The sequence below is a fragment of the Streptomyces sp. NPDC045956 genome (genome assembly GCF_056430705.1).
The window spans coordinates 375,399-402,215 of the sequence record NZ_JBWKKZ010000005.1 but is presented as its reverse complement, the minus strand read 5'-3'; the positions used below and the strand labels follow the sequence as shown (position 1 = coordinate 402,215).

Genomic DNA, 26,817 nt, shown 5'->3' with positions numbered 1-26,817 from the left:
GCTCAGCCCTCCTGCGGCGGGACGGAGGGCGGGGGAGCGGCCGGGCCGGCCGGACGCAGGTACCGCTCCAGTTCGTCGGCGGCCCGCCGGTACCCGCCCGCCTCACGCTGGGTGGCCCGCAGACCGGCCGTGGCCGCCCGGAACCGGGAGTCCTCCAGCAGGCGCCGGGCGACCGCACGCACCGAGTCCTCGGTGACGTTCTCGGTGCGGATCGACAGGCCCGCTCCCAGCTCCACGACACGGCGGGCCACCATCGGCTGGTCGGCGCCCTGCGGGACGACCAGCAGCGGCACGCCCGAGAACATGGCCTCGTTGACACTGTTCATTCCACCGTGGGTGACGAACAGCGCCGCACGGTCCAGCACCTCCAGCTGCGGCACGGAGCGGCGGGCGAGCACGTTGCCGGGCAGGGCTCCCAGCGCCGCCGGGTCGGTCTGCCCGGTGGAGACCACCACCGTTCCTCCCAGCGGGGCGAGCGCCCTGGCGAAGGTGCGCAGCAGCCGCGGGTCGGCGTTGAAGACCGTGCCCAGCGAGGCGTACAGCACCGGGTCCCGGAGCCGGTCGGACGGGAAGGACGGGTCGTCCGGCCGGGCGCCGATGCTGGGGCCGACGAACCGGTAGGACCGGTCGAACTCCTCGACGGCGGGCTGGAAGGCCCGAGAGGTGTACACGAGGTTCAGCGGCTGCCGTATGTCGGCCAGATCGAGCAGGGGCACCCCCGACGTGGCGTAGCGGCGGTGCAGCGCCAGTCGCGCCGCCGCGTAGCCGAGGAGGCTGCGGGGGCGGGCCGCCGCCGCGGTCAGCAGCTCCCGTGACCCGCGGGTGGGGCTGGGAACATGGGGGTTGTAGGCGAACGTGGTGAACGACGACGCGGCCGGCACGCCCAGCTCACGGGCGGCGAGCGCGCCCCACAGGCAGGCACTGTCGTGGACGATCAGGTCGGGCCGGTCGCCGCGCAGGTCGGCGAGGACGGCCGGCAGCAGACCGAGTGCGGTGCGCGCCAAAGCCTCGACCAGGGTGACGGGCGTCGGCGGGTCCGGGAGCGGCTGGTCGCCGCCCGGGTAGAGGCGCACGGCCGCACCGGTGGCCGCGATCTCCTCACGGAACGCGGGGGACGTGTGGTAGGTGACGGTGTGGCCGCGCCGGACCAGTTCGGCCGCGACCGGCAGCGTCGGGTTGATGTGTCCGTGCATGCCGATGTTGAGGAACGCGATGGTACTCACAGGCCCGCCCCCGCAGCGGTACGGTGCGGTGCCCACCCGGTCACGGCCGAAGCGGCCGGTGCCGGCGCGGTGACGGCGGGGCCGGCCGGGGCCTGATCGGCCCGGTACAGGCCCGGCCCGCTGACCCGCAGGCCGTCGATGAAGCGTCCGGCCGTCGTGGCGGCGGCGTCGATGAGCCGCCGGCTGTGGCGGAAGTCCCACGGGGCGGGCCAGACGTCCGTCCCGGTCGGCAGGACGACGGTCGGCACCCGGCGGGACACCTCGGTGAGGTCCCGTTCGATCTGACGGTGCATGAGCACCAGGCCGACCCGCGCCGCGATGGCACTCGCCCGCGGGGGCGGCGTGGTGTCCGGCAGCGGTGAGCTCTCCGGTCCGGTCGGCACCACCACCACGCTGGCCGCCCCCGCCCGAAGGGCCGCCAGGACCGGAACGTACGCGATCAGCCCGCCGTCGACGAGGGTGCGCCCCTCGCGGTCGACCGGCGGGAGGATGCCCGGGATGGCCGCGCTCGCGAGCAGGGCGGACTCGAGGTCACCGTGGTCGAGCAGGGCCGGAGCACCGGTGACCAGGTCCATCGCCACCGCCGTGAACGGCACCGCCAACCGCTCGATCCGCGACGGCAGTCCGGCCCGGGCGATCAGGCGGCGCAGGCCCCGGTCCGTGAAGATGCTGGCCCGCGAGGACGGGAGACCGAGCTGGTAGACGTCGCGGCGGCGCAGTTCGGTCCACACGTGCTCCAGCCACGGGGCGGCACGGTCGGGATGCGCCGCCGCTATGGCCCCGTTCAGCGCGCCCACCGAGGTGCCGATGATCATGTCCGGTCGGAATCCGCGCTGCTCGAGGGCGTGCCCCACACCCACATGAGCCGCTCCGAGCACGCCACCGGCGCCCACCACCACGGCCACGGGACGGGGGAGGGCGTCCAGGCCCACCGGCTCCGGGCCTCGCGGGTCGCCCTCGCTGGAGCCGGTGCGCGGCGGCGGGGCCGACGGATTCCGGCGGCGGGTCAGCATCATGATGTACCTCTCTCACCCGTGGAGGGGCGTCGTGTCGCTGTGCTGGAACCAGGACCGGGCAGCACGCCGATCTGTGACAGCGGGGCTCCCCGGCCCACCCGGAGCGAGGCGGGGACGGGGCCGGCGGAGCGGGGCGGAACGGGCGTGAGAGGGCGGGCACGGCAGGGCTCCGACCCGCCGCCGACTGTCCGGTCGGCGGCCGGTGGGACGGTCCGCGGGCACGTGCGACCGGCCCCGTTTCCCGCCCGGCGCTCCCGGCGGGCCGGTTGTAGCATGGCCGGTAGCTGTGCCGAAGGGGGCACCATGCACGCAGGCGACGACCCCGACTCTCTCGAAGAGGCGACACGGCGGTTCGTCGAGGCGCGGCCGCGGCTCTTCGGAATCGCCTACCGCGTACTGGGCAGCGCCGTCGAGGCCGAGGACGTGCTGCAGGAAGCGTGGCTGAGGTGGCAGAAGGCCGACCGCACGGACATCGTCGAGCCGGCCGCCTTCCTGGCCACCGTGACCACCCGCCTCGCGATCAACACGGCCCAGTCCGCCAGGGTCCGGCGTGAGGCGTACGTCGGCCCGTGGCTCCCCGAACCCGTCGACACCAGCTCGGACCCGCAGATGGGGGCGGAACGGGCGGAGGCCGTCGAGATGGCGGTGCTGCTCCTGCTGGAGCGGCTCAACCCCGTGGAACGGGCCGCCTACGTCCTGCGGGAGGCCTTCGACTACCCCTACAAGCAGGTGGCCGCCATCCTGGAGACGAGCGAGGGCAACACCCGCCAGCTGGTGAGCCGGGCCCGCAAACACCTCGCCAGCGAACGCCGCGAGCAGGTGAGCCGGTCCCAGCACCAGCGTCTTCTGGAGGTGTTCCTCACCGCGGCGCAGACGGGCGACCTCGAGACCCTGGAGCGGGTCCTGGCTGCGGACGTCGTCAGCTACACGGACGGCGGAGGCATCCGCGGAGCGTCCCGGATCCCGGTGGTCGGGCGCCCGCACGTCTCCAAGTACCTCGCCGCCTTCGCACCCCGCTTCTGGCCGCGGTCCGACGTCAGCTGGGTCGAGGCCAACGACCGCCCGGCCGTGCTCGTCCGGTCCGCGGGAGAGGCCGTGGCCCTGCTCTGCATCGACGCGTCGGAGCAGGGCATCGACCGGCTCATGTGGGTGATGAACCCGGACAAGTTGTCCACCTACGCGGCGTCGTCGGGCGGCTGAGCCCACCGTCGGGACTCATCGGCCGTGCCCGCGCACACGGTGTCACAAACGGCCCGATCGACCGGTCGTACTGGAAGACGACCCAAGTGATCGGAACGAACATGGCTCTCACCGAACAACGTCTGTCCACGTCGGTACTCGTGATCGGTACGGGCGGTGCCGGCCTCCGGGCCGCCATCGAACTGGCGGAGGCCGGGATGGACGTCCTGGCCGTCGGCAAGCGTCCCAAGGAGGACGCCCACACGGCCCTCGCCGCGGGCGGTATCAACGCGGCCCTGGCCACCATGGACCCCGAGGACAGCTGGCAGCAGCACGCGGCGGACACCCTCAAGGAGAGCTATCTGCTCGCCGACCCGCGGACCGTGGAGATCGTCACCAAGGGCGCCGCCCTGGGCATCGACGACCTGGAGCGCTACGGCATGGCCTTCGCCAGGGAGGACGACGGCCGTATCTCCCAGCGCTTCTTCGGCGCGCACAAGTTCCGGCGCACCGCCTTCGCCGGCGACTACACCGGCCTGGAGATCCAGCGCACGCTCATCCGGCGTGCCGACCAGCTCCGGATCCCCGTGCTCGACGGTGTGTACATCACCCGGCTCCTGGTGCACGACGGCGCCGTGTTCGGGGCCTACGGCTTCGGGCTCACGGACGGACAGCGCTACCTCATCCACGCCGACGCGGTCATCCTGGCGGCGGGCGGGCACACCCGCATCTGGCGGCGTACCTCCTCGCGGCGCGACGAGAACACCGGTGACTCCTTCCGGCTGGCCGTCGAGGCCGGGGCCCGGCTGCGCGACCCCGAGCTGGTCCAGTTCCACCCCTCGGGCATCATCGAGCCGGAGAACGCGGCCGGCACCCTCGTCAGCGAGGCCGCACGGGGTGAGGGCGGCATCCTGCGCAACGCCCTCGGTGAACGCTTCATGAACCGCTACGACCCCGAACGCATGGAACTGTCCACACGCGACCGGGTCGCCCTCGCCTCCTACACCGAGATCAAGGAGGGCCGGGGCACTCCCCGTGGCGGCGTCTGGCTCGACGTCTCCCACCTGCCCCGGCAGACGATCATGAACCGGCTGCCCCGGGTCTACCAGACGCTGCTGGACCTGCAAATGCTGGACATCACCCGCGAGCCGATCGAGATAGCGCCGACGGCGCACTACTCGATGGGCGGTGTCTGGGTCCGGCACGAGGACCACAGCACCGACGTGCGCGGCCTGTACGCCATCGGTGAGGCGTCCAGCGGACTGCACGGCGCCAACCGTCTGGGCGGCAACAGCCTCATCGAACTGCTGGTCTTCGGCCGCATCACGGGACGGGCGGCGGCCGCCTACTCCGAGGCGCTGACCGCGCAGCCGCGCTCGGCGGCGGCGGTGGCCTCCGCGCGCGCGGAGATCGACGACCTGCTCGCCGCGGACGGGCCGGAGAACGTACGCGCCCTGCAACGCGCCATCCGCAACACCATGACCGAGCACGCGGGCGTCGTCCGCGACGAGCGGGGGCTGCGTGCCGGGCTGGAGGAACTCGGTGTGATCGAGAAGCGCATGGAGGACGTCGGCGTCCACCCGGACATCGCCGGCTTCCAGGACCTCGCGCACGCCTTCGACCTGAAGTCCGCCGCGCTGGCGGCCCGGGCCACCCTGGAGGCGGCCCTCGAACGCCGCGAGACCCGAGGCTGCCACAACCGCAGCGACCACCCGGACATGGACCCCGCCCTGCGGGTCAACCTGGTGTGGTCCCCGACGGCCGGAATCACCCACGAGAGCATCGCGCCGATCCCCGACGACATCGCGACCCTGATGGAGGAGGTGTCCGCCGAAGGAAAGCTGGTCGAATAGGCGGAAAGCTCCCGGGCGTCCAGCGCTCCGGCCTTCCGCGGGCGGCGGGTCGCGCTCCGCGTTCCGCTGCCGTGTCACACACGCGGCCGCCGTCCGGTCCTTCCTGGTGAGGGAAGCGACCGGGCCGGGCGGACCGCCTTCCGGGCGTGCCCCGCACCCCTGACGAGAGACGTATCGAGAGGACAGACATCATGAAGGTCGTAGTCGTCGGAGGCACCGGCCTCATCGGCTCCAAACTGGTCGCCAAGCTCACGGAGCACGGCCACGAAGCCGTCGCCGCCGCGCCCAACACCGGCGTCAACACACTGACCGGCGAAGGACTCGCCGAGGTCCTGCGGGGTGCCGACGTCGTGGTCGACGTCTCGAACTCCCCGTCCTTCGAGAAGGACGCCGTCATGGAGTTCTTCCGCACCTCGACCACCAACCTCCTCAAAGCGGAGGCGGAGGCCGGAGTGACCCATCACGTCGCCCTGTCCGTCGTGGGCACCGAAAGGCTCCCCGAGAGCGACTACTTCCGTGCCAAGGTGGCCCAGGAGGAGCTGATCAAGGAGTCGGGCATCCCGTACTCCATCGTCCACGCCACGCAGTTCTTCGAGTTCATGGCCGGCATCGCGGCGTCGTCGACGGTCGGCGACACGGTGCACCTCGCGCCTGTCGGGATCCAGCCCATCGCCGCCGACGAGGTGGCCGCCGCCGTGGGTCGCGCGGCCACCGGGGCGCCGGTCGACGGCGTCGTGGAGGTGGCGGGCCCCGAGGCATTCCAGCTGGACGAGCTCCTGCGCGACACCCTCGCCGCCCAGAACGACCCCCGCACGGTGGTGACGGATCCGCACGCCCCGTACTTCGGCGCCGAACTCCAGGAGAGCAGCCTCCTGCCCGGCCCCGACGCCCACATCGCCGAGACCCGGTTCGCGGACTGGCTCGCCACGCAGGCGTGACCCACCCGCGGTCGTGACCCGTCCGCAGTGAGGAGGTGGCCCCTGTCCGCAGGGGCCACCTCCCTGTGTCGTCTCCTGCCGCTGTTCCGTCCCCGTGGCCGGCCCGCCGAACCGGCCGGCCACGGGGACGGAACAGCGAGAGGGCGGAGCGGCGATCCCGCGCCACTCCGCCCTCCCGGATCACCGGCCGGTCATCGGACCGTCCGTGCCGCCTTCCCGATGAGCCGGGCGACGTCGTCGGGCTGGGACACGCCCACCGCGTGCGACGCCCGGACCTCCTCCGTGCGGGCCCCGGCCCGTTCGGCCATGAAACGCTGCGTCTTCGCCGGGATGTTGAGGTCCTCGGTGGCCACGAGCGCCCAGGACGGGATCGTCTTCCAGGCCGGCTCTCCCGAGGCCTCCTCCAGCGCGGAGTTGGTCACGGGCCGCTGGGCCACCGCCATGAGATCTGCGGTGCCCCGTGCCACGTCCGCGGCGAACTGGGCGCGGAACTTGGGCTGCTGGATGTAGAGGTCCGCGTCCTGGGTGCCGTCGGGGTGCGTGATCGGGACCGGGCGCAGGGCCTGCCCCAGCGAGCTGCCGGGGTACTTCGACGCCAGCTGCAGCGCGCTCTCCCCCTTGTCGGGCATGAAGGCGGCGGCGTAGACCAGTGCCTTCACGTTGTCGGCGCCCCGGGCCGCGTTGCTGATGACCGCACCGCCGTAGGAGTGCCCGACGAGGATCACCGGCCCGTCGATGCCGGCCACGACCTGCCTGACGTAGTCGGCGTCGATGCTCAGCCCGCGCAGCGGGTTGGCGGCGGCGACCACCGGGTAGCCGTCCCGCTTCAGCTCCTTCACGACCCCGTCCCAGCTGGAGGAGTCGGCGAAAGCGCCGTGCACCAGTACGACGGTGGGCTTGCGGTGCTGCGAGGACGGTCCGCTGTCCGCACCGGCCGGGGCGACCGACGTGGCGAGCAGCGCGGCGGCACCGCCGGCGGTGACCGCGAGGGAGAGCGGCATGCGGACACGCCGGAGGAGGGAACGACGGTTCATGGGGGAAACCTCTTCGGGGTTGATCGGCCGAGCCGTTGACGTGCCCGGGCGACGGTGATGCCGTGGTCCGGCAGAGAGCCTGTGTGCGGCTTTCGCCCTTATGACAGGGCACATGCGCATCTTGTGACGGATGGCGGTGAGGGTGTTTCCTCACGCCGTACCGGTGTGGCCGCGCCACCGGGCCTGTGCCTACGCTTCTGGAGCGCACCCAGGCCCAGCCGCAATGAAGGACGCATCATGCCCGCAGACCCTGGCCAGACCCCCGATCCCGCTGTCGTCAGTGTCTTCCTGGCAGCCGAGTCAGCCCTGCTGGAGGCGCGGATACGCACGCTCCAGGAGGCGATCCACCTGATCGACACACGCATGGCGGCGGTCTCGGAGAAGCTGCACAGGATGTACCGCACGCCTGTTGCGTTCACGTCCCAACAGCGGCAACAATTGATGAGGCATCCTCTCGACACCTGTCAAGGGAACCTGGAGTTCGGCCGCGGCCTATGATGGCCGGGGAAGAGTCGAGGATGAGAGGAACACATGGTCTCGGCAACCGGCGCCGCGCACAACATCGAGGTCACCGCTGAGAGTCTCCAGGAAGACCTGGCGCGCCTCGAACTCCAGAAGCAGGCCCTGGAGAGGGAACTGGCGGCGGTGGTGGCCCATCTCGGCTCCGTCCAGCGGGCGCTCAGCGCGCTCGAGGTGCTGATGCGGGCCCCGTCGGCTGCCGAGGCGCCTGCCGTCTCCGGTGTCCCGGCGGCAGCGGCACCCGCCGCGGAGGCCGCGGCCGAAACCGCCGCCCCCGCACAGGCCCCCGGCCCGGACGCGACGCGGACACCCGCCGTCCGGCGGTCCGGGCGCCGGGCCACCGGGAAGCCGCGCTCCTCCGGGGCGGGTGCGGAGCCGGACCAGCGCGGCTACGGCAGGCTGACCGAGCAGATCCTCGACTACTTCGCCGGTGTGGGCGACGTGGACGTGCGCGCCCGTGACGTCGCGGCGGCCCTGGGCCGGGACAGTGACAGCGGCAGCATCAACGCGGTCCGCAGCACGCTGGACCGCCTCGTGGGTGCGTCGCGTATCCGCAGGTCCGGCCGGGGTCTCTACCGCGCCGAGCGGTCCTGAGGTCCGCGTCCACCGACGGCGCGTCACACGGTGTGCAAACCTTGTGAGCAGTGCAGGAGGCCACGGGTGGGCCCGCGGACGTCCGAGGTCCCGGCCGGTCGCCGTTCCCGAGGTCCGGTGACGGTCAGCGGTCCGCTTCCGCGGCCGCCGGGCGGAGCACCGGTCCCGTTCGACGGCACCGGTCGACGGCAGCAGGGCCACGGCCAGGGCGCCGGCGGGCAGCGCGATCACCGCGGCCCGCGCCCGCCGGCCGGGTCCGTCGCTCACCCGGCCGGCCGGACCACCGGCTTCCCCGCTCCCCGGCCCTCCCGCGCCCCACAGCCGCCCCCAGCGCGGGGCGAGCCACGGCCACACCACGGCCAGGCCCACCAGAGCGGACCACATCGGAACCGTCAGGACGTCACGGTGGGCCAGGTCGAGAGTGGTGGCCACAGCGGAGGACCCGGGGTCGCCCGCGAGCACCAGGGCCACGGCCGTGAAGCAGGCGACCACGGCCGCGTGTGCGAGCAGCGCCACGGGACCGGCGACGGCCAGCAGCACGGGGACCAAGGGCCCGTCCGCCCGCTGGACACACCACCGGCGCAGGCGCGACGGCGGGTGGGTCGGCCCGCCCCACCACCGCCCGCCGACCGCGTCGATCTCGTCCAGCGCCTGCTGGACGGCGGGCCGTCCGGCGGTCGCCGCCGCGTACCGGTCCGCGGCCAGCTCCGCACACCACAGCGCGGCCACGGGCACCATGATCACAGTCGCTCTGGACAGGACCACCAGGACCTGGGGCCACATCAGCGAAGCCGTCGGCTCGTGCCGCCACGCGAGCCACACCAACGGGGCGGCCCCGCAGGCCAGGAAGACCACGGGCCAGGCCTGGACGGCGCGCGTGAACGGGCTGCCGAGACCCGCGATGAGGTGCTCTCCCGATCCCAGGTGTCCCGCCTCGTGCAGCAGCAGTGCCCTGGCGCGCTCCGGGTCCCGGCGCCACAGGGCGACGAAGCCCAGCGACACCGCGATCCGTCGCCCGCGCCAGCCGGCCGCGTACACGCGCGCCGGCGGGCTGCTGCCCCACAGCGAGACCATGACCGTGGCGCCCGGGGCGACGGCGGCGGCGAAGTCCCGCAGACCGCTCACCCCCTGCGGCGTCGTCCCCGGGGGACCGAGTGCCGTCAGCGGCACCAGGCGGTACCGCCGGGGGGTGTACCGCCCCCGCAGGTGCGGGACCGCGACGGTCACCAGACCGGCGACCAGGACGAGGGACGGCATGATCTGGCTGAGCGTGGACACGCGCAGGGCGGCGAAGCCGGGGCTCGCGACGACCTCCGGACCGTAGGCGCCCCGGTCCGTCCACAGGTCGCGGATCTGCTCGTGCCACCACACCACGCCCGAGGGCAGCTCCCACAGGTAGGTGCAGAGCAGCAGCCACAGCCATGGGGGCGGCAGGTCGCCGCCGCCACGAGCCGTGCGTGCCGTCACCGCGGCCGGCCCCGGGCACCGGCGGAGCGGCCCAGCCCCGGCAGCCGGGCGGCCAGCCGGCGCAGACCCTTCCGCGCCGCACCCGCCGACCGCTCGCCCGGCACGTCGGACCGGCTCCCGCCCGCGAGGAGTTCCAGGAAGGCCGACGCGCCACTGTCCCGGCCGGCGTGCAGCGCCGCCACGGCCGCGGCGGCCGCCCGGTCCGCCGCCGCGGGGCCCATCCCGTGGGCCTGCAGGCGCCGCGACACCTCGGCGACCGCGCGCGCCAGCGCCAGCAGTTCCGCCCCACCGTTCACGGGCTGCGGTTCCGCCGGCCCGGTCGGGCTCGCTCCCCGCTCGGCGAGGTCGCCCTCGCGCCGCTGGTGCACGGCGAGCAGCAGGGTGGCGGTGGAGACGCCGTTGGCGACCACGGGCGAACTCAGCGCACTCCTCAGCAGTTCACAGCCGGCGGCCAGCGCGTCCCACAGCGCGGGCAGCACGGTGGTGAGTTCGCCTCCGCTGCCCGCCGGGACCGACGGGGCCCGCCGCACGAGCGCCCGGCGTCCGCGTCCGCCCCGCGCGCAGGTGAGCGCGGTGTGCACGGCGAAGTCGGTCTCGTGCGGTGCGGACGCCGAGGCGATCACCGTGGCCCATGTCTCCAGCAGGGCGGGCGCGGCGTCATGACCATGCGACACGGAAGCTCCTCGTGCCGTCGGCCGAGGTGCCGCTGACCGTGAGGGACGCGGAGGCGTCGGTGACGCTGCCCTCGACGGTGGTGTCCGTGCCCATGCCGTACGGGAAGCTGGTGTAAGTGCCGCACTGGAACAGGGGCTTGGGTACGAAGAGCAGGTTCAGCGAGGCTCCCGAGGCGGAGGCCATGTCGGTCAGGCGGCCGGAGAACGAGCCGTCCCCGTCGTCCGACAGCGACCAGTAGGCGATCTCCACGGACTCCCCGTCGACGGTGTCGGTACCGCTGTGCGCCGAGGTGACACCGAAGGCGCCGTCCGCGGTCTGGTCGTCGCTGGCCCAGGAGAGGTGGAAGGGGTTTCCCTCCGTCCCCACCGGATCGTCGATGACCAGCGTGGCGGGGAGTTCGTAGGACCGGGAGTCGGCGGCGCATCCCGGGTCGGCGAAGTCCACGGTGACGAGCGCGGTACCGGTCCATTCGCCGTGCGGTACACCGCCCGTCCCGTCGGAGACGTCGTCGGTGCCGCTCTCCGTCTCCGTCTCCGGGTCCGTCTCGTACGGGTCCTCGTCGGGTTCGCTCTCCTCCGTGAACGCGGGCTCGGGCTCGGTGGGTGTCGTCCCGGCCTCCAGCGGGGTGTCGATGGCCGGCTCGGAGCTGGTCACGACCGTCGTGGGCGTGCTGCTCGTGGTGGAGCCGGCCGTTCCCGAGCCGTCCCCGCCGCCGCACGCCGTGACCGCCGTGACACCGGCGAGGCAGCAGCTCAGCACCGCGACGACGCGTCGTGTGAGCGGGTGCGGCCGGCCGGATCCGCGTGTACGCGGCTGTTCCTGAAGTTGATTCATGTCGTCGTCCCCCCGGCGATGCCCCCCGGCAGCCGCCTTCTCACCCGAACGGGTCGTTGCCACCGGCGGGCCCGTGCGCCGTGCCCGGCCGGCAGGAAGGGCCGGAAGGGCGCTGGGCGTCCGCCGTAGTGCAGGACCATACGGGACGGGAGCGCCGATCATGGAGAAAACGTGAAAATCGTGCGAACCGGCGAGTGAGGCGTGTCTCATCGCAGCTCGGCGGCTTGTCTATGCAACAAGTTGCATAGAAGGATCCGGAGCATGGCGCTCGAACACGCGATCCTCGTCTCCCTGCTGGAACAACCCGGCTCGGGCTACGAACTCGCGCGCCGCTTCGAACGGTCCATCGGGTACTTCTGGACCGCGACCCACCAGCAGATCTACCGCGTGCTCAGGCGCATGGAGGCGGACGGCCTGCTGGACGTCCGCGAAGTGGCACAGCGGGGGAGACCGGACAAGAAGGAATACTCCGTCGCTCCGCCGGGCCGCGCGGCACTCGCGGCATGGCTGCACGAGCCGGTCCAGCCGGAGAGCATCCGGCACGAGCTAGCCGTGAAGATCCGCGGCGCGGCCTTCGGCGACCCGTCCGCGCTCATCACCGAGGTCGAACGCCACCGCGAGGCACACGACGACCGCCTCCGCCGCTACCTCGCCGGTGAGGCAAGGGACTTCGGCGCCCCCGGCCCGCCGCGGTCGCTGGACGCCGGCCAGGAGCTCCAGCACGTCGTGCTGCGCGGCGGCATCGCCTTCGAGCGGATGACCATCGCGTGGCTCGACGACGTCCTCGACACCCTGCACGGACTCCGCGCCGCCCCGCCCGGCGGCCCGGGCTGACCCCGAACGCCGCCCGCACGAACCCCGTTCACCGTCCCACCCGTATCCGTCGGGCCCCGTCCGACCTGATCCCCGGAAGGCACCCTCATGGCCGACCAGCTCCTGTTCAACCCCCGGACCTACGACCCGGCGCACTTCGACCCGGAGACGCGCAGGCTGCTGCGCGCCACGGTCGACTGGTTCGAGGCGCGCGGCAAGCGCAGGCTGATCGAGGACTACCGCTCGCGCGCATGGCTGGAGGACTTCCTCGCCTTCGCCGCGAAGGAGGGCCTCTTCGCCACCTTCCTCACCCCCGCGACCGACGGCGACCGGCCCGACCAGCGCTGGGACACCGCCCGCATCGCCGCCCTCAACGAGATCCTCGGGTTCTACGGCCTCGACTACTGGTACGCCTGGCAGGTCACCATCCTCGGCCTCGGCCCCGTCTGGCAGAGCGACAACGCCGACGCCCGCGTCCGGGCGGCCGAACTCCTCTCGCGGGGGGAGGTGTTCGCGTTCGGCCTCTCCGAGAAGAGCCACGGCGCCGACATCTACTCCACCGACATGCTGCTGGAACCCGACGGGGAGGGGGGCTTCCGGGCGACCGGCTCCAAGTACTACATCGGCAACGGCAACGCCGCCGGGCTCGTGTCGGTGTTCGGCCGCCGCACCGACGTCGAGGGGCCGGAGGGCTACGTCTTCTTCGCCGCCGACAGCCGTCACCCCGACTACCGCCTGGTCCAGAACGTCGTCGACTCCTCCAAGTACGTCAGCGAGTTCCGCCTGGAGAACTACCCGGTCGGACCCCAGGACGTGCTGCACACCGGGCGTGCCGCCTTCGACGCCGCCCTCAACACCGTCAACGTCGGCAAGTTCAACCTGTGCACCGCCTCGATCGGCATCTGCGAACACGCCTTGTACGAGGCCGTCACCCACGCCCACCAGCGCATCCTGTACGGCCGCCCCGTCACGGCCTTCCCGCACGTCCGGCGCGAGCTGATCGACGCCTATGTCCGCCTGGTCGGCATGAAGCTGTTCAGCGACCGGGCCGTCGACTACTTCCGGTCCGCCGGGCCGGACGACCGCCGCTACCTGCTCTTCAACCCGATGACCAAGATGAAGGTCACCACCGAGGGCGAGAAGGTCGTCGACCTGTTGTGGGACGTCATCGCGGCCAAGGGATTCGAGAAGGACACCTACTTCGCCCAGGCCGCGGTCGAGATCCGGAGCCTGCCCAAGCTCGAGGGCACGGTCCACGTCAACCTGGCGCTCATCCTCAAGTTCCTGCGCAACCACCTCCTCGACCCGGTGGAGCACCCGCCGGTGCCGACCCGCCTCGACGCGGGCGACGACACCTTCCTCTTCCGGCAGGGACCGGCCCGCGGGCTCGGCTCCATCCGGTTCCACGACTGGCGCACCGCCTTCGACACCTACGCCGGGGTGCCGAACGTGGCCCGCTTCCGGGAACAGGCCGACGCCCTGTGCGCGTTCGTCACCACCGCGGCCCCCGACGAGCAGCAGAGCCGCGACCTGGACCTGCTGCTCTCCGTGGGCCAGCTGTTCGCCCTCGTCGTCCACGGCCAGCTGATCCTGGAACAGGCCGCGCTGACCGGCCTCGACGAGGACGTGCTCGACGAACTGTTCGCCGTCCTCGTCCGCGACTTCTCGCACCACGCCGTGGAGCTCCACGGCAAGGACTCCGCCACGCGGCTCCAGCAGGACTGGGCCCTCGGCGCCGTCCGGCGGCCCGCCGTCGACGAGGCGCGCTCGGCGCGGGTGTGGGAGCGGGTCGAGGCGCTGTCCGGGGCCTACGAGATGGCCCCGTAGCCGGCACGGACGGCACCGGTACCGGCGCGCGGGGCCGGTACCGTAGCCGTCACCCTTCAGCGACCTTCGACGTGTCGGCCGGGGCGCGGACAGGGCTCCCGACCCCGTCGGACGGGCGCTAGTGGAGCCGCCCGAGAGCCTCCCGCACCCGTCGCGCGTCGCGCAGGCGCTGCTCGTAGGTGGCGCCCAGCGCGAGCAGCACCAGCCCGGCCAGTGCGGGAGGCGCCCACCGGGGCAGCGCGCCGACGACCTGGGCGGCGTACGGGGCGAGTTCGTGCAGAGTCACCAGGGCGAGCACGGTCCCCCCGAGGACGAGCGGCGCCTGGAGACGGTGGTGGGCTCCGGCCAGGGTGACGGCCAGGGCCGCGGTACCGAGCAGCAGGGGCCGGAGCCAGTGCGGGTCGCCCCATGTCATGAGCAGGCTCGGCACGGCGGTGACGGCCAGGCCGGCGCCGTACGCGGGCCAGGAGGAGAGGTCCGGGTCGCGGCGGCGCCGCAGGAAGCCGACGACGAGCGCCGGCACGGTCACCGGCAGGGTGTAGGCCTCCGGAGTGGTGACGTCCCAGGACGCCCACCGCACCCAGGTGGCGAGCAGGAGCAGCCCGGCGGCGACATGGGCGGCCGGCCGCCGGTCCGGGCGGAGCGCGGTCCCGGCCGCCACCAGCCCGCAGAGGGAGAGCACCAGCGCCAGCATCGGCGGGTCGCTCGCGGCCAGGGCGAGGGCGAGCAGCCCCGCCGCCGCGCCCGCCGCTTCGGCGGACACGGCCGTCGCCCGGCCCATCGGGCGGGCCGCCACGAGGGCCGCGACGGCGGGAACGAGCAGGACCAGCAGTGCGGTTCGCGGTGGCTGCCAACCGGCGGACGCCCCGATCGCGCAGGCCAGCGCGGTGGCGTGGACGAAGGCGGCGGGCGCGGCGAACGGGCCGAATCCCGGACGCGTGGCGGCGGCGCCGAACACGAGGGTCGTCGCCACGAGCACGCCGAGCGTCACCGGTTCCGACGCCAGCGAGACCAGGACCAGAACGACGGACGTCACCAGGGCCAGCACCATGGTCGTGAGCATCAGCGGCGACGTGCCGCCGGCCGCACGGCGGGCCCGCTCCGCCCCACCCAGCGCGGCCACGACCAGGGCACCCTGCGCCGCCAGGCCCACGCCGTAGGGCAGTTCCAGTACGCCCGGCAGGACCAGCAGCGCCGCCCAGCCCAGGACGGTCGCCCCGACCGCCGCGAGCGGCCACTCCTGGGCGCGCCGCCGGGCCACCACCGTCAGGGCGCCCGCGACGGTGGCGAGGACGAGCGGCACGGTGGCCGCGTCGGGGGGCCAGGGCACGTCCTGGAACACGGCGGCCCGGACGTCATGCGGCACACCGGACCAGGGCCGCTCCAGCGCGGTCACCGGACCGAGGAGCGTCCCGGCGACCAGCGGCACGGACCACAGCACCGCGAGGCCCTGGACGGCCAGCGAGGCGAGGACGAGCCCCCGCCGGGAGGCCCGGTCGAGGGGTGTCCGGAGGGCCGCGAGCAGAGCCGCACCGCAGACCAGGTACCCCGGCACCGTCCACACACCGGGCAGCGACGCCCGCAGCACCCCGCCCGCTCCGGCGACCGCGCACAGTCCCGCTGCGGCCGCGGCGGCCACGGCGACACCGGGTTCCCGGACGGACCGGGCCGCCAGCAGGGCGACGGCGGCGGCGAGGAGCAGCAGCGCCGCCGACCGCGCGGCGGTTCCCGGACCGTCCGCGCTCCACACGAGCAGGCCCGCCGAGACGACCCCCACCACGCCGGTGCAGAGCGAGCCGACGAGCGCGACGATCCGGACCGGCAGCGCCGGCGCCCGCAGCGCGACGGCGGTGCCGGCCGCCGCGGTGGCCAGCAGTGCGGCCGTGACCGTGTGGGCACCCGCGCCGGCGGCCAGCGCCCACAGGAGCAGGGGGAGATGGGCGGTGGCCGTCGCCAGCGGGAGGGGGAGACGGAGCACGGCCCGTCCCGGCCCACGGCCCTCGGCGCGGGTCCCGTCCTCACCCCGGGCGCCGTCCTGATCCGCGGTTCCGTCCCCGTCGCCGTGAGCTGCCGCCGGCACCAGGGCGGACACGGCCGGCCCGTAGGCGGCCCAGGCCGCCGCCAGCAGCGCCGAAGCGGCGGCCGCGTACGTCAGCGCGTCCGTGCCGGTCCACACCACTTCACGCAGTGCGTAGGCGTCGAGCACGGTCAGGGCGAGTCCGAGGCAGGCGACCGCCTCGGCCGTGGACTCCAGTCCGCGCCGCAGCAGCGGCACCGGCGCACCCAGCGCGCCGACGGTCACGGCGCCGAGCACCAGGGACCGTCCGACGATGCCCATGTGGCCCCAGCCGACCAGGGTGAAGGCGATCGCGGCCACCGTCAGCAGCACGCCACCGAGGACCAGCAGCACGTTCTGCACGCCGGGCGCGGTGGTCTCCGGCCGGTGTGCGGCGGCGTCCCGCGCCGGCCACACGGGTGGCACGGCCCCGTGGACCCGGCCGCCTCCGGCCGCGGACGCGGCCCGCAGCGTGTCGAGGAGCCAGGCACGGCGCCGCAGCAGGACGGCCCTTCGGGCGTCCAGGTGCCACAACTCGGCGTCGAGGAGCCGCAGCTCCTCGGCCGGGGGCGGAAGGTTCGTCATGCCACGGAGTGTGCTCCCCGTCACCTTGCCGGACATGAGCGCAGGTACTCAGTCCCTACTCAGGTACGGCTCCCGGGACCCCGCCTGTGACGGAAGGGGTCCGTCCCATAACCTCGTGCGTGAGGACGGACGGCGGACGTTCCGCGCGTCGACACCGGGGGAGGCGATGGTGCTCGCTAGAGGGACACGGTGGTTCGTGGGGGCGATGGCCGTACTCTGCGTCATCCTCGTCGGCTCCGGTTCTTCCGGCGGCCCCGACTCCGGCCGGCCCGTGGAGCCCGTGCGGGACGTGGTGGCCAACCGCGTCATGACGTGGAACCTCTGCAACCCCTGCAAGGAGAGCAACGTCCACCGGGCCGCCGAGATCGCCTCCCTCGCCCCCCAGGTCTTCGGCGTGCAGGAATCCTGCGTGCGGGACGTCGAGGCGATCCGGGACCACCTGGAGAACATCCACGGACTCGTCTACCACGTCGCGTACGGGATGGTCCTGGAGAAGCGGAGCCGCTGCGGGGGAACGCCGTGGAACCCGGGCGCGTTCGGCCAGGCCGTCCTCTCCGCCGCGCCCATGACCGACCAGGTCAGCAAGGAGTACCCCGAGGGCGGCTCCGAGGACCGCGGCTACATGGCGGTCACCACCGAGATCGGCGGCCAGGACGTCCGGGTCTTCAACACGCACCTCGCCCAGCGCCGGCAGGAGTCCGTCCGGGCTGCGCAGGCCGCCGTGCTCGCCACCGAGGTCGCCCGGCACGAACGCGCCGTCGTCATCGGCGACTTCAACGCGGTGCCGGACGCCCCCGAACTCTCGCGCCTGTGGGCCCTGGCCGTCGACACGGACCCCCGGTGCCATCCCACGCGCACCGCCGCCGGCACCTGCGGGGCGACCACGGACTGGCAGAGCAAGTTCGACTACGTCTTCCTGCGCGGCATCGCCCCCGGCGAGTACCGCGTGCACCCCTCCCGCTACTCCGACCACCACCGGTTGTACGCCGACCTCGACCTCGCGTGATCCGGTCTGGGCTATCGTTCTGAGCGCCCTGGAGATCACGTCCGTCGCGCGGACAAGGTGCGGCAACACGCCCTTGTACAGACGGGATTCACAGTTCCTCAACGGAGTCCAGGGCCTCCGCCCGATCACACGTAGAGAGAATCGGATGCGCATCAGAAGCACGAGCCTCGCGCTCGTAGGCTCCGCGATGGTGGCCGCCCTGGTCACCGCCTCGCCGGCCGTCGCGGACTCCACCCCCACACTTCCCCAGCCCTCGCTCACCGGTGTCCTCGCCGTACAGAAGCAGGCGATGGCCGCCGGGGCGCCCGGCGCCCTCACCCGGATCGACTCCGGCTCCACGGTCTACCGGCTCTCCATGGGCAAGGCCGACCGGGCTGCCGGGACGGACATGGACGCCGACCGCAGGTTCCGGGTCGGCAGCGTCAGCAAGAGCTTCACCACCGTCGTGCTGATGCAGCTCGTCGCCGAGGGCCGCCTCGACCTGGACGCGCCGGCCAACGACTACCTGCCCGAGGCGCTGCCGGACGACCGCATCACCGTGCGCCACCTGCTGAGCCACCGCAGTGGGCTGTGGGACTACACGAACGACATGTTCTACCACACCGTTCCGGGCTTCGAGGCCGTGCGGAACAAGGTGTTCACGTACCAGGAGCTGATCGACCTCTCGACCGCTCATGCCCCGACCGGCGAGCCCGGTGCCGCCTACAGCTACTCCAACACGAACTTCGTGGTGCTGGGGCAGATGATCGAGCACCTCACGGGTCAGCCGATGGCCACGCAGTACGAGCAGCGGATCTTCAAACCGCTCGGCCTGCGGAACACCTCGTACGTGCATCCGCGGACGACCCTCACCGGTTCGTACGCGCGGGGCTACGTCCGCGACGACGACACCACGCTGCCGCTGGTGGACTCGACCGAACAGACCGTCTCCTGGGCGCAGTCGGCCGGCGCGGTCATCTCCAGCTCCTCCGACCTGAACCGCTTCTTCGCCGCCCTCGTCACCGGCAAGCTCGTCGCTCCGGCGCAGCTGCGGGAGATGATGAGCCTGGTCCCGGTCAACGCGGACGGCACCCAGTCCTACGGACTCGGACTGCGCGGCCGCAAGCTGTCCTGCGGTGTGACCGTCTACGGCCACACCGGCACCGTCCAGGGCTACTACACCTACGCGTTCACGACGGCCGACGGCAAGCGCCGGATGACGTCGATGGCCAACACCTCCAACAACGGCACGGTGAACACCATCCTCGGCGGGACCCTCGAAGCCGCGTTCTGCGGCACCGACCCGACCGCCGCGAAGACCCTCGCCCGCTCCGCCGCCGGCGGTGGCGTCACCGAGGACATCGCTCCGCAGGTCGTCCGCGACTGACACGGTCCCGTCGGGTGACCTCGATCGGTCGCCCGCGGGGCGCCGACCGGCGGGCCGGGCACGGCCCGTCCCGCCGGTACCGCCCACGGCCCGTCCCGCCGGTACCGCCCACGGCCCGTCCCGCCGGTACCGCCCACGGGCGGTACCGGCGGGCACCGCCGCTCAGGACCCGGGACGGTCCTCGACGACGGCCTCCCCGTGACCGCACCGCCCGTCGTCCGCCGCCCGCGGGACGAGCGGCCTCACTTCAGGTGCCGGTCCAGGAACCGGCATCCGTCCTCCAGCTCGAAGAACGGGGTGCCGGTGTGCCCTCCCGTGTTCGCGTGCAGCGTCTTCTCCTCGCTGCCGAAGGCGTCGAACAGCTCCAGGGCGCGTTGCCGGGGGTTCCCCTCGTCGTCCCACTGCACCAGGAACAGCAGCGGAACGGTGACCCGCCGGGCCTCCTCGCGCTGGGCGCGGGGCACGTACCCCCCGGCGAAGAAGCCCGCGGCCGCGATGCGCGGCTCGACCACCGCCAGCCGGATGCCGAGGGCCGTCCACCCCCCGGAGTACCCGACCGGTCCGCCGGTGTCGGGCAGTTCCAGGAGGGCGTCCAGGGCGGCCCGCCATTCCGGGACCGCGTTCTCGACCAGCGGTCCGACGACGGACTCGAGGATCTCGTCGACCGGCTCGCCGGCCCGCATCGCCCGCCGGAGGTCGGCACGGGCCCGCTCGTCCGCGGCGGACCGAGGACGGTCACCGCACCCGGCGGCGTCGATGGTGGCCACCGCGTAGCCGCGCGCCGCGGTGTACCTGGCCCGGGCCACCAGCCGGGGGTCGGCCTTGGGCAGACCGTTGTTGTGGGCCATGAGGACCAGCGGGGCGGGCGCGGACCCGGACGTCCACAGGGTGCCGGGGATCTCCCCGAGGGTGAACTCGCGCTCCAGGACGCCGTCGTCGAGGCGCTGCTCGGAAGTGAACTGCATGGTCGTGCCTTTCGGGAGTGCGCGTGAACGGCGCTCCCGGGCGACCTACCGCCCGACCGTGACCCCGAAGGGGAGCACCCATGTCGATCCTGCGGTCACGGACACCACCTCCTCCTTCGTTCGCACGGCCTCGGGGAGAGTAGCAACGGCCCACCGCGGCCCGCCAACGGGTTTCCGCGCAGGCTTCGCGGCCCGCCTCCCACCGGTTCGGCTCGTGCCTGTCACAAGGTGCGGGTCCGACCGGTCCTCTTCACGGACGACCGGTCCCGCCTCGCGGGCGACCGGTTCTTCTCCAGGACGCCGACAGGAACAGAGGACACCGTGCGAGAGATCTTGATCGTGGGCGGCGGTTACGCCGGCTTCTACACCGCGTGGGGCCTGGAGAAGAAGCTGCGCCGGGGCGAGGCACGGGTCACCGTGGTCGACCCCCGCCCCTACATGACGTACCAGCCGTTCCTGCCCGAGGTGGTCGCCGGTTCCGTGGAGGCCCGGCACGCGGCGGTGTCGCTGCGCCGGCACCTGCACCGGACCCGCCTGATCGCGGGCTCGGTCACCGAGATCCGCAACGGAGCGCGCACGGTGACGGTCCGCCCGGACAGCGGGCCGGACTTCGACCTCCACTACGACGTCCTGGTGGTGACGGCGGGCGCGGTCACCCGCACCTTCCCCATACCGGGGCTGAGCGAGGAGGCGTTCGGCCTCAAGCACGTCGAGGAGGCGGTGGCGATCCGCGACCGCCTGCTCACCTCGTTCGACCGCGCGGCGACCCTGCCGCGCGGTCCGGAGCGCCGGAAGCTGCTGACCGTCACCGTCGTCGGTGGCGGCTTCTCCGGCGTGGAGGGCTTCGGGGAGCTGCTGGCCCTGGCGAAGGCGCTGCTGCGGCGCTACCCGGAGATCGGGGCGGAGGAACTCTCCTTCCACCTGGTCGAGGCGCGGGGACGGATCCTGCCCGAGGTCACCGACGGGCCCGGCGAGTGGGTGGTGCGGTCGCTGGAGAAACGGGGTGCGTGGGTCCACCTGAACACCCAGCTCGTCTCCGCCGAGGGCGGACACGTGGAGCTGTCCGACGGCGTCGCCTACGACTCGGGTCTGATCGTGTGGACGGCGGGCAACGCCGCCAACCCGATCGTGCACAACCACACCGACCTGCCGGTGGACGAGCGGGGCCTGCTCACCGTCCGCGCGGACCTCCGGGTCGGCACGGACACCGAGGCGGTGCCGGACGTGTGGGCCGCGGGGGACGACGCGTCGGTGCCGGACCTCGCGGTGGGGCGCCCGGGGGCCCGTACGGTGCCCAACGCGCAGCACGCGGTCCGCCAGGGCAAGCGCCTGGCGAAGAACATCCTGGCGTCGCTGCGCGGCCGGCCGGCCAAGGACTACGCGCACCGCAGCCTGGGGGTGGTGGCGACCCTGGGGCTGGGCCGGGGCGTCTTCCAGTACCGGCGCCTGGTGGTCAAGGGGTTCCCGGCCTGGCTGATGCACCGCGGCTACCACGTCCTCGCCGTACCGAGCTGGGAACGCAAGGCCCGTGTCCTCGCCGTGTGGATCACCGCCGCCCTCTTCGGCCGGGACATCGTCTCCCTCGCCTCGGTCCAGCGCCCACGGGAGGCATTCGTCTCCCACGGGGCCCCACGGCCCGGCGAAGGGGTCACGAGCGCCGGCGCCGGACCGGGCGACCGTGACAGGCCTCGGCCCTGACCCGGCGGGCCGTGGTGGGGGCTGTGTCACAACCCGCGGCCCTGCTCGGTCCACCTTCCATACCGACAGGAGCCGCGGCAGCGGCGCCCGAGGCCCGTTCGAGGGGAGGATGCGCCATGGAGCACGCCGGTGAGGCGGTGCCGATCGCGGAACTGCTCGACGAGCGACGGCACCTGCTGGAGGTCGCCCACTGGATGCTGGGCAGCCGGGTCACGGCCGAGGCCGTCGTCGACGAGGCGTACCGCCGGTGGTACGGGCTCACGGACGGCCGGCGGGAGCGGGCCGCCTCGCCGAGGGCCTGGCTGACACAGGTGGTGGGCGGCATCTGCCTGGCCCGGCTGACCCCGCCCGGCCGGGACGGGGAACCACGGCGACCGCGGCCGGAAACCGAGGGCCGGGAGACGGAGACGGGGGTAGAGGGCGAGGCCAGTGCGGTGCTGTTGCGGGCACTGGAGTCCCTCGCACCGGCGGAGCGGGCGGCCTTCGTGCTCAACGACGTCTTCGGGGTCTCGCCGGGCACGGTCGCGGGCGTCGTCGGGCAGTCGGAACCGCAGTGCGCCGAGCTGGCGGACCGGGCCCGCCGGAGCCTTCGCGCCCAGGGCGCACACCCCACCTCGCCGCGCCGGCACGCCGAGGTCGTGAGCGCCGTACGGCAGGCGTGCGCCGACGCGGACAGCGGCCGGCTGGCGTCCCTGCTGGCCCCCGACGCCACCGCCTACTTCGACGGGGGCGGCAAGCTCCGCGCCCTGAGCCGTCCGGTCGACGGCGCCGAACGGGTCGCCCGGAGCCTGTTGACGCTGCTCTCCCGCCACCCCCGCACCACCCTGGACACCCACTCCGTCAACGGGCGCACGGGGCTTGTGGCCCGCTACGACGACCAGGTCGCGGCCGTCATCACCCTCGACGTCGCCGGATCGCACGTGGTGCAGGTCTGGGTGGTCCTCAACCCCGACAAACTGCGCGAGTGGAACCGCCCGCGTCCCTCCGACGCCTGAGACGCGGGCGCCTGACACGCGGGCGCTCCGGCCGTCGGGGTCAGGCCGCCGCGTCGTGGTCGACGCGCACCGCCGAGACGTCCACGGTCAGCGTCAGCCCCTCACCGAGGACACCGCTCGGGTCCCGCACCGTGCTCCGGGTGAGCCCCCGGTCCCACCGGCGCAGGACCGCGGAGCCCGAGAAGTGCGCCCGGTGCCGCCCCTGCGCGTCCTCGCCGACGCCGCCGAAGACGACGTCGACGTCCAGCGGCAGTACCAGGTCCTTGACCCGCAGGGTGCCCGCCAGGCGGAACGCACCCCCGCCCAGCGACACGGTCCGGGTGGAACCGAAGACCATCAGCGGGTACGTGGCGGAGTCGAGGAAGCCGGGCCCGCGCAACCGCGCGTCGCGTTCGCGCACCGCCGTGTTCAGGCTGTCGGTCTGCACGCTCAGGTACGCCTCGGACCTCACCGGCGCCGAGCCGTCGAGCTTGAGCAGGCCTTCGAAACGGTCGAACGTACCGCGGACGTCGCGGAGCACGGCGTGCCGGACGGAGAAGCCGATCGTGCTGCGCAACGGGTCGATGGTGTAGACACCGGTGGCCGCCGCGTACGAGTCCGTGCTGTGCAGCGCGGCCCGGTGACGGGGGAGGGACATGATGGTGGGCCTTCTGTGAGGTCGCGGGAGTTCGGTGACCGGCGCACGCCCGCACGGCGGCGCCGGCCACCCCTGGGCTCCCGTCACCGGGCAGGTCCGTCCCGGCGGCGGGGCCCGTGGACCAGCCGTGTGCGTCGGCGGCCACGTCCGGAATGACCGGGTGCGGTCGTCTTCTGTGACAGGGGCGGGACCCGCTCGCCGGCGGGGCGGACGGGCGGGCCGTCAGGACACGAGGGTGATGGTCGTCGGCGTCCCCTTGTCGGCCATGCGCGCGTACGGGCACAGCGAGTCGGCCTTCTCCAGCAGGGCGGCCGCCACCTCCCTGAGGACGCCGGGCCACCGGATCACGAGGTCGACGCTCAGCAGGTAGCCCCCGTCCCCGGGGTCGCGTCCGAAGGCGACCGTCGCCGCGACGGAGATCTCCGCGGGGTCGAGGCCCTCCTGCCGCGCCACCAGGGCCAGCGCGCCATGGAAGCAGGCGGCGAACCCGGCCGCGAACAGCTGCTCCGGGTTGGACCCGCGGCCGTCACCGCCGAGTTCCGCGGGCATGCGCAGTTCGAGGTCCAGGACTCCGTCGGCCGAGCGGGCCCGGCCGGACGCCCGCCCGTGCGCGGCCACACCGCCGTGCACGGTCACGGTGGTCGTGTAGAGGGGCGAGAACGTGTCCCCGTCGAAGTCCTTCTCGGTCGACAGGGAGGGCAGCGGGATCCGTTCGGTCACGGCAAGGCTCCGATGGCGTCGTGGTGCGTGTCCCGGCGCGGGGCCGGGGACACGTGCACCGGGGATGGCGCTGGTCCGGGTCCGGACTCCCGGGTGACCGATCAGCCGTCGTTCCTGTGACATGCGCCCGACGCCACGGGCAGCGGCCGCGGTGGGTCAGCCGTTCAGGGACGCCACGTAGGGCGCCAGCTTGGCCGGGTTCATCACCCACATGATCCGGTCGATGCCGTCGGCGGAGACGTCGACGGACAGCAGGGCCACGGCCGTACCGCCCGCACGGACCAGCACCGCGGGCCGACCGTTCGCCTCGGCCCAACGGGTGTCCGCCTGCGGCCAGAACCGGGGCGCGAAGGCCGCGAGGTAACGGGAGACGTGCAGGCGCCCGACCACCGGGATCCTGGACGCGCCCCTGATCCCGCCGCCGTCCGCGTAGCTGACGACGTCCGCGGCGAGGACGTCTTCGAGCACCGTCAGATCGCCGGTCTGCGCGGCGGAGAGGAACACCTCCAGCAGGCGCCGATGGGTCGCGGGGTCGACGCGCTCCCTGCGTTCGTCGGCCAGGTGCCTGCGCGCGCGGCTCACCAGCTGGCGGGCGTTGGCACCGCTGGTCTCCAGGATCGCGGCGATGCGGTCGTAGGGGTAGTCGAACGCCTCGCGCAGCACGTAGGCGGTGCGTTCCACGGGGTTCAGCTTCTCCAGCAGGAGCAGCACCGCCATCTCGACGGCCTCGGCGCGCTCCGCCCCCAGTTGGGGGTCCTGCGCGGTGTCGACCGGTTCGGGCAGCCAGGGACCCACGTAGGTCTCCCGGCGCACCCGGGCGGACTGGGCGAGGTTGATGGAGAGGCGGGTGGTGACGGTGGTCAGGAAGGCGCCTGGCTCGTGGACGGCGGCGCGGTCGGTGTTCTGCCACCGCACCCAGGTGTCCTGGACGACGTCTTCGGCCTCGGCCGCGCTGCCGAGGATGCGGTAGGCGATGCCGAAGAGCCGGGGGCGTACCGCCAGGAAGTCGTGCGTCGCCCGGTCGAGGGGGTCGGGGTGAGCGCCAGCGTGCATGGATCGTCCCTTCTCGCGTGGCACCGGACATGCTACAAGCGGGCCCTGACAACCGTGTCATCGGGAACACCGTGTGATTTCGAGGGCTCCTCGCGCCCTGGTGGAACGCCGCTCACCTGCGCGGTCGGCGCTGCTCGGGGGCGAGTCCTCTTTGTCACTGGCGCAAACAGTGTCACAGTGTGCTAGGTTCATGGCAGTGCTCCGGACACCGGTGGACGGTACCCGAGGAGGGCCCGGAGCACGTGCGCACCCGCCTCAAGAGCCGAGCGGGTGAGTGCCCCGGGTGTCCCCTCGTTCCCCCGTGAGCCGACACCCGGGGCCGCGTACGTTCCCAGGCCGACGTGTGGGTGTCGGCCCGTGGGAGGCCGGGCACCGGACCTACTGCGCGCCGTCGCCGCTCCGTCGGCGCAGTCGGCCCAGTCTCTCGGAGGTCTCCCGGATACTCGCGTCGACGGCGTCGAGCGCTTCCCGCAGCATCAGCGCACGCGTCTCCAGCAGGGCCGCCTGGGCGGCCAGGGACACCCCGAGGTCGGTGGTGTCCTCCGGCACGTCCTGGCTTCGGGTGGTAGGGGCACCGGACAGCACGGGCGTCACTTCCTTCCTGGCGGCGAGGACTCCGGGCGGCGTCACCCGGCCGTCATGGGCATAGACCGGACAACCCCGGGAGTTGTGACAGCCCCGGGTCCGCCGGTCGCCTCCGGTCGGGGAGGGTCGCGCCGAGGCGTGAGCGTGGCGTTGGGCAGCTCGGGCGCGGGCAGGCGTTCCCCGCCGTGTCCGTCCACGTGCCCGAACCGGTCGGAGCCGTCCTGCCACGCCTGCCGGGCCCGGACGACGTCCTCGTGGGTACGGCCCACGAAGTTCCACCACATGACGATGTCCTCCCCGAACGGGGGACCGCCCAGCAGCACCGTCCTGGCCGGCCGGTCCGCGGAGCACGACAGGTGCAGCCGGGTGGTGCCGGGAGGCACGTAACCCAGCTCCGCGGGCCGCAGGACGGCGCCTTCCAGGGCGACTTCGCCGCTGTCGACGAGGACGCCGTGCTCGAAGGCCACGTCGACGTCGAGGGCCACGGAGGCACCCGCCTCCAGGGTGATCTCCGCGCCCAGCAGGGGCGTGAACGTGGTTACGGGGGACGCGGCACCGGCCAGCGCGCCCAGGAAGACACGGGCCAGCCCGCCCGGCAGAGGTACGGGGACGGGGACGTGGTGCTGGAAGTCGCGGGCGGCGGCGCGGTGCGCATCGGGCAGCGCGACCCACAACTGCACCCCGTGCAGCACGGTGGTGTCCGCCGTGGAGAACTCCGAGTGGCTGATACCGAAGCCGCCGGTCATGAGGTTGAGTTCCCCGGGACGGACGAGGGCGTGGGTGCCCAGGCTGTCGCGGTGCTCTATCTCGCCGCTGAACAGCCAGCTCACCGTCTGAAGCCCGGTGTGCGGGTGCGGCGCGACCCGCATGCCGCCGGTCAGCGCCACGTCGTCGGGACCGTAGTGGTCGGCGAAGCACCACGCGCCGATCAGCGTCCGCGACCGCTGCGGCAGCGTCCGCCGTACGGTCATGGCCCGCGGACCGCCCAGAGGCACGCTCCGCGCCGCCAGGACCTCCACTCCCCGGGTGCGGCCCCCGCCCGAGCCCGTCACCTCCACCGGCCGGGTCTCGAAGTTGCTCATGGTGCTGTGTCCCTATTTCCTGTGCGAGGTCTGACTGTGCGGGGTCTGCGTGTGCCGGGTCTGCGTGTGCGGGGCCCGCGTGTGCCGGGGGAGGGGT

General features: G+C 73.3%; 23 protein-coding genes. 11 read left to right on the top strand and 12 right to left on the bottom strand.

All coding sequences use genetic code 11. The annotated features are described in order from the left end of the window. Positions 1-2 precede the first annotated feature (2 nt). The gene (locus AC07FV_RS16390; protein ID WP_479087827.1) at positions 3-1,223 is read right to left on the bottom strand and encodes a macrolide family glycosyltransferase; all 1,221 of its coding nucleotides are present in this window, start codon (positions 1,221-1,223) and stop codon (positions 3-5) included. Further along, a complete protein-coding gene (locus AC07FV_RS16385) occupies positions 1,220-2,239 on the bottom strand; it encodes a patatin-like phospholipase family protein (protein ID WP_479087825.1) in 1,020 nt (339 codons plus the stop codon). Before AC07FV_RS16385 ends, AC07FV_RS16390 begins: the two co-directional genes overlap by 4 nt. A gap of 303 nt (positions 2,240-2,542) precedes the next feature. On the opposite strand from AC07FV_RS16385, the gene AC07FV_RS16380 reads away from it, so the two are divergent. From AC07FV_RS16380 to AC07FV_RS16370, 3 genes are all read left to right on the top strand, one after another. Beyond that, complete coding sequence (locus tag AC07FV_RS16380; RefSeq protein ID WP_479087824.1) at positions 2,543-3,439, top strand: RNA polymerase sigma-70 factor; 897 nt, start codon at positions 2,543-2,545, stop codon at positions 3,437-3,439. A 101-nt stretch (positions 3,440-3,540) separates the two neighbouring features. After that, entirely contained in the window at positions 3,541-5,271 is a 1,731-nt protein-coding gene (locus tag AC07FV_RS16375) for an L-aspartate oxidase (protein ID WP_479087822.1), read from the top strand. Between the two features lie 191 nt (positions 5,272-5,462). Further along, a complete protein-coding gene (locus tag AC07FV_RS16370; protein ID WP_479087820.1) occupies positions 5,463-6,209 on the top strand; it encodes an SDR family oxidoreductase in 747 nt (248 codons plus the stop codon). 191 nt (positions 6,210-6,400) lie between these two features. Here the strand turns inward: AC07FV_RS16370 and AC07FV_RS16365 are convergent, their stop codons facing one another. Next, positions 6,401-7,243 carry an alpha/beta fold hydrolase gene (locus AC07FV_RS16365; RefSeq protein ID WP_479087819.1) on the bottom strand — a complete coding sequence of 281 codons (843 nt, stop codon included), beginning with the start codon at positions 7,241-7,243 and terminating at the stop codon, positions 6,401-6,403. A 237-nt stretch (positions 7,244-7,480) separates the two neighbouring features. On the opposite strand from AC07FV_RS16365, the gene AC07FV_RS16360 reads away from it, so the two are divergent. Together AC07FV_RS16360 and AC07FV_RS16355 are read left to right on the top strand one after the other, a co-directional pair. Then, entirely contained in the window at positions 7,481-7,741 is a 261-nt protein-coding gene (locus tag AC07FV_RS16360) for a hypothetical protein (RefSeq protein ID WP_479087817.1), read from the top strand. 33 nt (positions 7,742-7,774) lie between these two features. Continuing rightward, positions 7,775-8,356 (top strand): hypothetical protein, encoded by a 582-nt coding sequence (locus AC07FV_RS16355; RefSeq protein ID WP_479087815.1) that lies wholly within the window; start codon positions 7,775-7,777, stop codon positions 8,354-8,356. Positions 8,357-9,819: 1,463 nt separating this feature from the next. Here AC07FV_RS16355 and AC07FV_RS16350 read toward each other — a convergent pair. Both AC07FV_RS16350 and AC07FV_RS16345 read right to left on the bottom strand, forming a co-directional pair. Next, positions 9,820-10,497, bottom strand: a complete 678-nt coding sequence (locus AC07FV_RS16350) for a hypothetical protein (protein WP_479087813.1) — start codon at positions 10,495-10,497, stop codon at positions 9,820-9,822. After that, positions 10,481-11,332 carry a hypothetical protein gene (locus tag AC07FV_RS16345; RefSeq protein WP_479087811.1) on the bottom strand — a complete coding sequence of 284 codons (852 nt, stop codon included), beginning with the start codon at positions 11,330-11,332 and terminating at the stop codon, positions 10,481-10,483. The genes AC07FV_RS16350 and AC07FV_RS16345 overlap by 17 nt, the downstream gene beginning before the upstream one ends. 261 nt (positions 11,333-11,593) lie before the next feature. Between AC07FV_RS16345 and AC07FV_RS16340 the strand changes: the two genes are divergently transcribed. Both AC07FV_RS16340 and AC07FV_RS16335 read left to right on the top strand, forming a co-directional pair. Next, the gene (locus AC07FV_RS16340; RefSeq protein ID WP_479087810.1) at positions 11,594-12,166 is read left to right on the top strand and encodes a PadR family transcriptional regulator; all 573 of its coding nucleotides are present in this window, start codon (positions 11,594-11,596) and stop codon (positions 12,164-12,166) included. An 87-nt stretch (positions 12,167-12,253) separates the two neighbouring features. After that, positions 12,254-13,972 (top strand): acyl-CoA dehydrogenase family protein, encoded by a 1,719-nt coding sequence (locus AC07FV_RS16335; RefSeq protein ID WP_479087809.1) that lies wholly within the window; start codon positions 12,254-12,256, stop codon positions 13,970-13,972. Between the two features lie 118 nt (positions 13,973-14,090). On the opposite strand, the gene AC07FV_RS16330 is transcribed toward AC07FV_RS16335, so the two are convergent. Next, on the bottom strand, positions 14,091-16,613 hold the full coding sequence (locus tag AC07FV_RS16330) for an SCO7613 C-terminal domain-containing membrane protein (RefSeq protein WP_479087808.1): 2,523 nt from the start codon (positions 16,611-16,613) through the stop codon (positions 14,091-14,093). A 205-nt stretch (positions 16,614-16,818) separates the two neighbouring features. Between AC07FV_RS16330 and AC07FV_RS16325 the strand changes: the two genes are divergently transcribed. Both AC07FV_RS16325 and AC07FV_RS16320 read left to right on the top strand, forming a co-directional pair. Beyond that, positions 16,819-17,619, top strand: coding sequence for an endonuclease/exonuclease/phosphatase family protein (locus AC07FV_RS16325; RefSeq protein ID WP_479087806.1), 801 nt, complete (start codon positions 16,819-16,821; stop codon positions 17,617-17,619). Positions 17,620-17,764: 145 nt separating this feature from the next. Next, positions 17,765-18,985 (top strand): serine hydrolase domain-containing protein, encoded by a 1,221-nt coding sequence (locus tag AC07FV_RS16320; protein ID WP_479087804.1) that lies wholly within the window; start codon positions 17,765-17,767, stop codon positions 18,983-18,985. 242 nt (positions 18,986-19,227) lie between these two features. Here AC07FV_RS16320 and AC07FV_RS16315 read toward each other — a convergent pair whose 3' ends face one another. Next, the gene (locus tag AC07FV_RS16315; RefSeq protein ID WP_479087802.1) at positions 19,228-19,950 is read right to left on the bottom strand and encodes a dienelactone hydrolase family protein; all 723 of its coding nucleotides are present in this window, start codon (positions 19,948-19,950) and stop codon (positions 19,228-19,230) included. A 321-nt stretch (positions 19,951-20,271) separates the two neighbouring features. Between AC07FV_RS16315 and AC07FV_RS16310 the strand changes: the two genes are divergently transcribed. Beyond that, the gene (locus tag AC07FV_RS16310; RefSeq protein WP_479087800.1) at positions 20,272-21,648 is read left to right on the top strand and encodes an NAD(P)/FAD-dependent oxidoreductase; all 1,377 of its coding nucleotides are present in this window, start codon (positions 20,272-20,274) and stop codon (positions 21,646-21,648) included. Positions 21,649-21,764: 116 nt separating this feature from the next. Then, complete coding sequence (locus AC07FV_RS16305) at positions 21,765-22,643, top strand: sigma-70 family RNA polymerase sigma factor family protein (RefSeq protein WP_479087799.1); 879 nt, start codon at positions 21,765-21,767, stop codon at positions 22,641-22,643. Between the two features lie 40 nt (positions 22,644-22,683). On the opposite strand, the gene AC07FV_RS16300 is transcribed toward AC07FV_RS16305, so the two are convergent. The 5 genes from AC07FV_RS16300 to AC07FV_RS16280 all read right to left on the bottom strand — a co-directional run bounded on the left by AC07FV_RS16300 (position 22,684) and on the right by AC07FV_RS16280 (position 26,720). Next, positions 22,684-23,280, bottom strand: a complete 597-nt coding sequence (locus AC07FV_RS16300; RefSeq protein WP_479087797.1) for a YceI family protein — start codon at positions 23,278-23,280, stop codon at positions 22,684-22,686. A gap of 222 nt (positions 23,281-23,502) precedes the next feature. Next, positions 23,503-24,000, bottom strand: a complete 498-nt coding sequence (locus tag AC07FV_RS16295) for an Ohr family peroxiredoxin (protein WP_479087796.1) — start codon at positions 23,998-24,000, stop codon at positions 23,503-23,505. A 156-nt stretch (positions 24,001-24,156) separates the two neighbouring features. Further along, on the bottom strand, positions 24,157-25,053 hold the full coding sequence (locus AC07FV_RS16290; protein WP_479087794.1) for an RNA polymerase sigma-70 factor: 897 nt from the start codon (positions 25,051-25,053) through the stop codon (positions 24,157-24,159). A 378-nt stretch (positions 25,054-25,431) separates the two neighbouring features. Continuing rightward, entirely contained in the window at positions 25,432-25,683 is a 252-nt protein-coding gene (locus AC07FV_RS16285) for a hypothetical protein (protein ID WP_479087792.1), read from the bottom strand. Beyond that, positions 25,680-26,720 (bottom strand): pirin family protein, encoded by a 1,041-nt coding sequence (locus AC07FV_RS16280; protein ID WP_479087790.1) that lies wholly within the window; start codon positions 26,718-26,720, stop codon positions 25,680-25,682. Before AC07FV_RS16280 ends, AC07FV_RS16285 begins: the two co-directional genes overlap by 4 nt. Positions 26,721-26,817 lie beyond the last annotated feature (97 nt).

Excerpts from the sequence above, each read along its gene's own strand:
- AC07FV_RS16385 (WP_479087825.1), bottom strand. The coding sequence starts at position 2,239 with ATGATGCTGACCCGCCGCCGGAATCCGTCGGCCCCGCCGCCGCGCACC.
- AC07FV_RS16380 (WP_479087824.1), top strand. The coding sequence starts at position 2,543 with ATGCACGCAGGCGACGACCCCGACTCTCTCGAAGAGGCGACACGGCGG.
- AC07FV_RS16375 (WP_479087822.1), top strand. The coding sequence starts at position 3,541 with ATGGCTCTCACCGAACAACGTCTGTCCACGTCGGTACTCGTGATCGGT.
- AC07FV_RS16370 (WP_479087820.1), top strand. The coding sequence starts at position 5,463 with ATGAAGGTCGTAGTCGTCGGAGGCACCGGCCTCATCGGCTCCAAACTG.
- AC07FV_RS16365 (WP_479087819.1), bottom strand. The coding sequence starts at position 7,243 with ATGAACCGTCGTTCCCTCCTCCGGCGTGTCCGCATGCCGCTCTCCCTC.
- AC07FV_RS16360 (WP_479087817.1), top strand. The coding sequence starts at position 7,481 with ATGCCCGCAGACCCTGGCCAGACCCCCGATCCCGCTGTCGTCAGTGTC.
- AC07FV_RS16355 (WP_479087815.1), top strand. The coding sequence starts at position 7,775 with ATGGTCTCGGCAACCGGCGCCGCGCACAACATCGAGGTCACCGCTGAG.
- AC07FV_RS16345 (WP_479087811.1), bottom strand. The coding sequence starts at position 11,332 with ATGAATCAACTTCAGGAACAGCCGCGTACACGCGGATCCGGCCGGCCG.
- AC07FV_RS16340 (WP_479087810.1), top strand. The coding sequence starts at position 11,594 with ATGGCGCTCGAACACGCGATCCTCGTCTCCCTGCTGGAACAACCCGGC.
- AC07FV_RS16335 (WP_479087809.1), top strand. The coding sequence starts at position 12,254 with ATGGCCGACCAGCTCCTGTTCAACCCCCGGACCTACGACCCGGCGCAC.
- AC07FV_RS16330 (WP_479087808.1), bottom strand. The coding sequence starts at position 16,613 with ATGACGAACCTTCCGCCCCCGGCCGAGGAGCTGCGGCTCCTCGACGCC.
- AC07FV_RS16325 (WP_479087806.1), top strand. The coding sequence starts at position 16,819 with ATGGCCGTACTCTGCGTCATCCTCGTCGGCTCCGGTTCTTCCGGCGGC.
- AC07FV_RS16320 (WP_479087804.1), top strand. The coding sequence starts at position 17,765 with ATGCGCATCAGAAGCACGAGCCTCGCGCTCGTAGGCTCCGCGATGGTG.
- AC07FV_RS16315 (WP_479087802.1), bottom strand. The coding sequence starts at position 19,950 with ATGCAGTTCACTTCCGAGCAGCGCCTCGACGACGGCGTCCTGGAGCGC.
- AC07FV_RS16305 (WP_479087799.1), top strand. The coding sequence starts at position 21,765 with ATGGAGCACGCCGGTGAGGCGGTGCCGATCGCGGAACTGCTCGACGAG.
- AC07FV_RS16300 (WP_479087797.1), bottom strand. The coding sequence starts at position 23,280 with ATGTCCCTCCCCCGTCACCGGGCCGCGCTGCACAGCACGGACTCGTAC.
- AC07FV_RS16290 (WP_479087794.1), bottom strand. The coding sequence starts at position 25,053 with ATGCACGCTGGCGCTCACCCCGACCCCCTCGACCGGGCGACGCACGAC.
- AC07FV_RS16280 (WP_479087790.1), bottom strand. The coding sequence starts at position 26,720 with ATGAGCAACTTCGAGACCCGGCCGGTGGAGGTGACGGGCTCGGGCGGG.